Below are 6,306 nucleotides of genomic sequence, written 5' to 3' on the forward strand. Positions count from 1 at the left end.
TGTGCCGGGTCCAAAAAGGCTGGAAGCTGCTGCCGGAACGCGTTCTGGAGGACGGCTCGTGGATCTCGACCGTGCACGTCCGTGTGCAGAAGGGGGTGCCGAAGGCCGGCCGCGAGTCGGTCACCGTGCGTGTGATCGAGTACCGGCTCGACGACACCGGACGTGATCCCGACATGCGATACCGCCTGGTCACCACTCTGACGGACCCCCGCCGGGCGCCGGCAGCCGAACTCGCAGCCTTGTATGCGGAGCGCTGGGAAGCGGAGAACACTCTCGCGGAACTCAAGACCACCCAGATCGGACACGACCGCCCTCTCCCCAGCAAGAGCCCTGAACTGGTGCGACAGGAGATCTGGGCCCATCTGGCCGTGCACGCAGGGCTACGAGCACTGATCTGGCGAACCGCGACCGCCCATGCACAGCCACTCGACTGCGACCGCTTCTCCTTCAGCGCCGCACTCCGGGCGGTCCGCCGAAGTGTCCTCACCCCGCCAGGGGACTTTCCCCCCTCCGGACAAGACCCGCACTCTGACCCCGCTCCCCCAGGAGCTGATGGAAGAGGTCAACCCGCCCCGCCGCCTGCGGTCCGTCGCCCGCCAGATCAAACGCATGCTGCCGAAGTATCCGGCATGGCGCGTTGACCGGTCCAAACCACCCCAACCGACACGACGTCCCGCCCACGCCGTCGTACTGGTCACCGCAGTCCCTCCACCCGACCCATAAGTCAACGGCATTGACCTCTATCCGGGTGAAGCCAAGACCGATGCCCGCGACGCCTTCGTCATCGCCGACGCCGCCCGCGTCATGCCGCACACACTCCGCTCGGTCGACCTCGAGGACGAGACCATCGCCGAGCTCGAGATGATCGTCGGCTTCGACGACGACCCGGCCGGCGAAGCAACCCGCGTCAGCAACCGGCTGCGGGGCCTGCCCACGCAGATCCACCCGTCGCTGGAACGGGTCCTGGGACCGGGAGGGCAGCACCCGGCGGTGCTCAAACTGCTCGATCAGTTCGGCTCCCCGGCCCAGATCCGCAAGGCCGGACGGCGACGGCTCGTGACGTTCGTTGCTACGCCCGAAGGCACCGCGGATGGCCGAGCGACCCGTCGAGGACACCTTCACAGCCTTGGACGAGCAGACCGTCGTCGTCCCGGGCACCGACGCTGCGGCTCTGATCGTCCCCAGCCTCGCTGGTTCCCTCCAAGCGGTGCTTGACCAGCGCAAACTCCTCGCCACAAGGATCGAGGAGCTGCTGAAGAACCACCCTCTTTCGAAGGTTCTGACGTCAATGCCGGGGATCGGCGTCAGGACGGGAGCCCGCATCCTCATCGACGTCGGCGACGGCGACGGCGACGGCGACGGCGACGGCAGCTTGTTCCCCTCCGCCGCCCACCTCGCCGCCTACGCCGGCCTCGCCCCCCGCGACCCGCAGTTCCGGTTCCTCGATCCGCGGCGAACAACCCTCCCGACGCGGAAACAAGCAGCTCAAACGGGCCTTCTCCCTCTCGGCGTTCGCCGCCCTCGCCGACCCACAGTCCCGTTCCTACTACGACAAGAAGATCGCCCAGGGAAAGCACCACACCCAAGCCCTCCTCTGCCGCGCCCGACGCCGAGCCGACGTGCTCTTCGCGATGCTCCGCAACGGGACCTTCTACGAGCCGCAACCCGCCCCATCAGCTTGACCAACCCATAGGGGCACCCCCCTGCAGGTGCAGGCTGCCGCTCGAGCTCATGCCACGCCGTCCCGAGAGACCGGTTCCTCGCCACTCGCGTCCCGTCAGGCATCCCGTGTACCTGCCGACAAGGCACCCCACCCCATGCGGCCGCTGGATCAATCAGCGGTAGCAAGTTGGGGCTTCGTTGGCTGGGTGAAGGCGGTGGCTACGTTGAATTCCTGGTGGATGGTCAGGCAGAGGTGGCGGCCCGATCACGCAGTTGAAGAGGTGGCTAACGGCTGCATAGTAACGGTCGCCGGCGTCGGCGGTTGTAGTGGACGTAGGCTCCAGGTGAGGCGGCCAGGGCGGCGAATGCCCGGTGCCCACTCCTGTCCCCACGAAGCGGCTGTTCTTGATTCGGCGGTGGCTACTGATATTGAAGTTGGGTTGTCGTGGGGCTGACACTCGTTGATCGTCGCGGTATGCCGGGGGTATGGGGTACCCCGGTCGTCCGGGTCCGCGTACGCTTCCAGCGCCGCTTCTCCCTTGCCGCCCTGTGCTGCTACAAACCCCGAACGCACCCGCCTCACCTACCAGCCCAAACGGCATGCCGCTCACAAGGCTCGGGGGGGCGCAAGAGCTTCGCCTGAACCGAGTACCGCGACCTCCTCATCGCCGCCCACCGCCAGCCCGGAACACCCACCGTCCTCGTCTGGGACAACATGAATGTTCACAAGGACCGCCGTACGCGGCCCTTCATCAAGGCCCAAGACTGGATCACCGCCTACCACCAGCCACCCCACGCCGCCGACCTCAACCCCTCGAAGGCACCTGGTCGACCCTGTGCCAGACCATTCAGGCCAACACCGACTTCACCGACCCCGACCACCTCCACCACCGCTATCCAATACCGCAGCCACCTCATCGACGGATGCCTCACCGGAACCGGTCACACACTGCCGCACCACGCCCACAACCCCAGTAACTCTGCGGCTGCGGCCAGCTTCGGGGGTGACCGGGGCACTTCTGGCGGTCTCGCCCGCCCCTGCCGAGCCCGGCAGGCCAACCTCAATGCCTATGAGGCTCAGCAGGGAGCGGGTCGTCCCAACCAGCGGCCGACCAGGGCAAGGCCACGTCACACAGTCCGTCAATTGAGCTCGCGCAGGGCTCCCGGCAGCCGTAGAAACGACACCCAGATGGAGATCCGGCGCACCGCATCCTGAGTCCAGTCACGAACCAGCCTGAACAAATGCGAGGGTCACGCTCCCTCCTGGTTTCACCTGGCCCCGGCTGCTGCCCCATCACACCCGACGTCGACTTCCTGCACGGGCATGCCCAAGATAAAAAGAACCGTACCCTCATGCATGGAACCGTACGATCATGTGTACCCAACACCAGGTGACCGGGACGAAGCGCTTGTGCACGTTCGGCCCCGGAGTCGCCGGGACAACAGGGAACTGTGCCCTCAAACGCCCGGAGCTCCACGCTCTGGCGCCAGCACAGGCGCAGCCGGGGAAAGTACCTACTTCACGTCTTTCACCGGCACCGGTCCGCTCGTGACGAACCCCTTCTTCATATCCGTCACCGGCACCGCCGGCTCGCTCGTGACGAACCCCTTCTTCATATCCGTCACCGGCACCGCCGGCTCGCTCGTGACGAACCCCTTCTTCATATCCGTCACCGGCACCACCGGAACGGGATCAACCCCGTCAGATGCCGCCTTACCGATGCCCACCCCTGCTTGGGCGTGGGAAGCAGAGCGAAACTCTGAAGCCCTGTCAGTGGAGTCGGCAGCGGCGGGTACGGCGAGGGCAGCAACAGCTGCGGTAGTGCTCGCGATCAGTGTCAAGACTTGCTTCTTCGTGATTCGCATATGCACTCCTGTGCTCTGATATGGGATTCTTGTGTTGGGTTCCCGAAGACATCCGCTCAACGGAGGGCTGCGGTCTTCCCATGAAACGGGAACCCTCAATCTCTCGCAGCCCCAAGAGAGCATCCGGGGGACGAACATAGGGACGGAGGATGGCTGTGCTTGAGGTGGTGGCGCTCCACCACCCAGGGGTTGGCATTGGTCCAGGATCGCTCTCGGGTCGGCGGAGGGGCACGCTAGCGCTGAGGGGTCGCGCCGTCTGGGGTCCCCGAGAGGGTTCCTAGCGCCGCCGGTTCCTCGACCGTGATCTGGAAGTCCTGTGTGACGAGCCACGGGCCCGGTGGTTCGCGAGGGATCACTGCAGTGCATGTCTAGCGGATGTTCAGCGAGACCGTTGAAGAGACCCGGGGAACGCAAGGCGCTGGTGGTAGCGGTGGTTGAGGCGACGGTAGCCGGTCAGCCAGCACACGGTCCGCTCGATCACCCGCCTGCGGCGCCTAGTCGTTCCGAGGACTCGAATGGTGCAGGGGTAGATGCCGCGCACGCACTCCTTCTGCCGACGCACTCCAGGCACGGGGCTTGCAGAACAGACATCTCGCCTCGACCTGAGGCCAGCAAGCCGACCTCGATACCGGTTCGTACAGCCTACCGGCTACCGGCTTTGACAACGATGAACGCAAGAAACGCCACACCGTCACACGTGCCATCAATCAGCTTAAGGCCTTCCGCTCCGGCGCCAGGCCCGGGCTTTTGCAAGGTAGGATTCTCCGGTATTCGTGCTGGTCAGCGAGGATGCCGAGGAGGTCGAGGGGGCTGGCGAGGGGTACGTAGGATAGGTCGCGGACGGCCGCGGCGATGTTGGTCGCGCTGTCGGCGCGGAGACGGTGAGCGCGGCGTTGCGCAGGGTGGCCATGTTCTCGGGGCCGTGGCCGGTGCGAACTTGGGAGCGGCCCTCGTCCCACATGGTGTCCCGCACATAATGGATCTTGTTCTCGATGCCCCAGAGCCCTGAGGCGCCGGGCACCCGCACTTCGCTCGGCCGGTTACTCCCGGACCTCAGGTGGAGCGGGGGTCCGGGAAGATCCGCGGCGGCGCACAAGAACGTCCAGGTTCTCGAGGCCGGCATCCGCGCGTGGGCCAAAGACTGGAACGAGCCCCAAGCCGTTCATTTGGACCAAAACAGCACTCCGCCCCCAGCAGTTCCTCCTCGCTGAACCTCGCCGAGCGATGCTTCGCAGAACTGACGAGCAAGCGGATACGCTGCGAAATCCACAAATCTGTCCCAGCTTTCGTACCTGGATCACGCCACATGAAACCAGGACCCTAAGCCCTCGTCTGGAAAAAGAAAGCCGCCCAGAAACTCGAATCACTCGCCTCAAACTGTCGACGACTTGACGGCTCAAGACAAGAGCACGGAACCCTGCTAGCGCCGCGGCGCAGCGGCTCCACTACACAGCGGCAGCCTCGGGCGCGTCGGCGCGTGAGCTCCGGGCTGGCTGGCTTAGAGTGGCAGTGAAGGCCTGTGGCGCAGGCACCGGGCCTGGCGCCTGCGCCACTCTTGGCATAGCTGGAGATAGTCTGAGAATCTATCAGCCCCGCAGGAGTAACTGGTGCGTCGAGGGCGCGGACGAGATTCGGGGTGACATTTTTCCAACGCGCAGAAATTTCCTGCGTCAGCCCACCCAGAAAACACCACTGTCGCGTATCTACGCCACTCCGCCGGGATTATCGGTGTCTGCTGGCCCGCCAGGACCGCGGCACCTCTACCGCTTTGAGGCGGCACCGAGGTGATACTTCTACACTTCTACGGGCAGCCTGATCAGCTTTTCGAAAGTCCGTTTTGCTGCAATCCATCAGCTAAGGGCGAGAGGCAAAACGAAATCTTCGTTTCGCTACGCGGACTCGGAGGGTGAGTTGTCCATCTTAGAAGTTAAGCAACCGAAGCTGCCGCCGAGCTATCCTCCGCGCACCCCACCGCCCCAAAAGCAGCCGGTGGAAGCCCCACGGCCCGTTGCTGTGACAAAACACAAGGCTGGCCTCGCGATGCGAGGGCTCCGTCTGGTCGTCCGAAAACAATACCGGGCCGGTCCCTGTTCTTTACTTTCCGCGATGATCAGCGAACGGCGAAGAAAGGCAACCGAAGGCACGTGAGCCGAGTCTTGCCTGAACGAAGAATACCTCAAGTTGCGATGCCCCCTGGTGAACCAGTTGTGAGCGAAGGCGGGGAGCACATCAGAGGGCACGTCGCGGGGCGATAAAGTCTCGGTCGTCTTCAGCTGCCTGGCCGGTCGTGCCCTGTAGGACGCCCCTCCTCCCAATGCGCACCTGGCTCGTCGTCAGACAGGAGACCGAGCATATCCAGTAGCGTTCTCAGTTCAGTCGCGTCGGTAGCCCAGCGGGAAACAATGCGGCGCGCGGCAGCCTGGTCGACCTCACTGGATAGAGCCAGGGCGGCGACCTCGTCGCAGTTGAATGGATCTTTCATCCATTAATGCCATCACTCTGAATGCGGCACCACCAGGCTATCTACTCCGTTTGCATTACTGACTCCCAATCATGTTTGTCAAGGCGTCCTGTGACGCTCTGTGGGGTGGCTACGTCCGCGGGTAATTCGGTACCAGAGGCTGTGTGGGGAAGGTGCGGTGGTCGCGGATCGGGCCCAGCGGACGTCCAGGCGGCGGCGCAAGGCCGGGGTTGTGAATGGTTCGGTGTGACTTCCGATCGTGGAGGGTGGACCGGTGAGCGTTGAGAGCGTGGCGGTGGCCCGAGTTCAGCGAGGCA

The 6,306-nt window shown here is 64.5% G+C and carries 2 protein-coding genes and 1 pseudogene; 2 read left to right on the top strand and 1 reads right to left on the bottom strand.

Going from position 1 to position 6,306, the window contains the following annotated elements:
- Together ACFYP3_RS36740 and ACFYP3_RS36745 are read left to right on the top strand one after the other, a co-directional pair.
- The coding region (locus tag ACFYP3_RS36740; protein WP_388842387.1) for a transposase at nt 1–641 on the top strand (641 nt) is incomplete at its 5' end.
- A gap of 94 nt (nt 642–735) precedes the next feature.
- Nucleotides 736–1,682: pseudogene (locus ACFYP3_RS36745) on the top strand (IS110 family transposase); the annotation flags it as partial.
- Nucleotides 1,683–3,177: 1,495 nt separating this feature from the next.
- Here the strand turns inward: ACFYP3_RS36745 and ACFYP3_RS36750 are convergent.
- Nucleotides 3,178–3,528 (bottom strand): hypothetical protein, encoded by a 351-nt coding sequence (locus ACFYP3_RS36750; RefSeq protein WP_388842389.1) that lies wholly within the window; start codon nt 3,526–3,528, stop codon nt 3,178–3,180.
- Nucleotides 3,529–6,306 lie beyond the last annotated feature (2,778 nt).

Source organism: Streptomyces sp. NPDC005533, assembly GCF_042871845.1.
Taxonomy (GTDB): Bacteria; Actinomycetota; Actinomycetes; order Streptomycetales; family Streptomycetaceae; genus Streptomyces.

Coding starts and splice junctions, on each gene's coding strand:
- ACFYP3_RS36750 (WP_388842389.1), bottom strand. CDS start 3,528: ATGCGAATCACGAAGAAGCAAGTCTTGACACTGATCGCGAGCACTACC.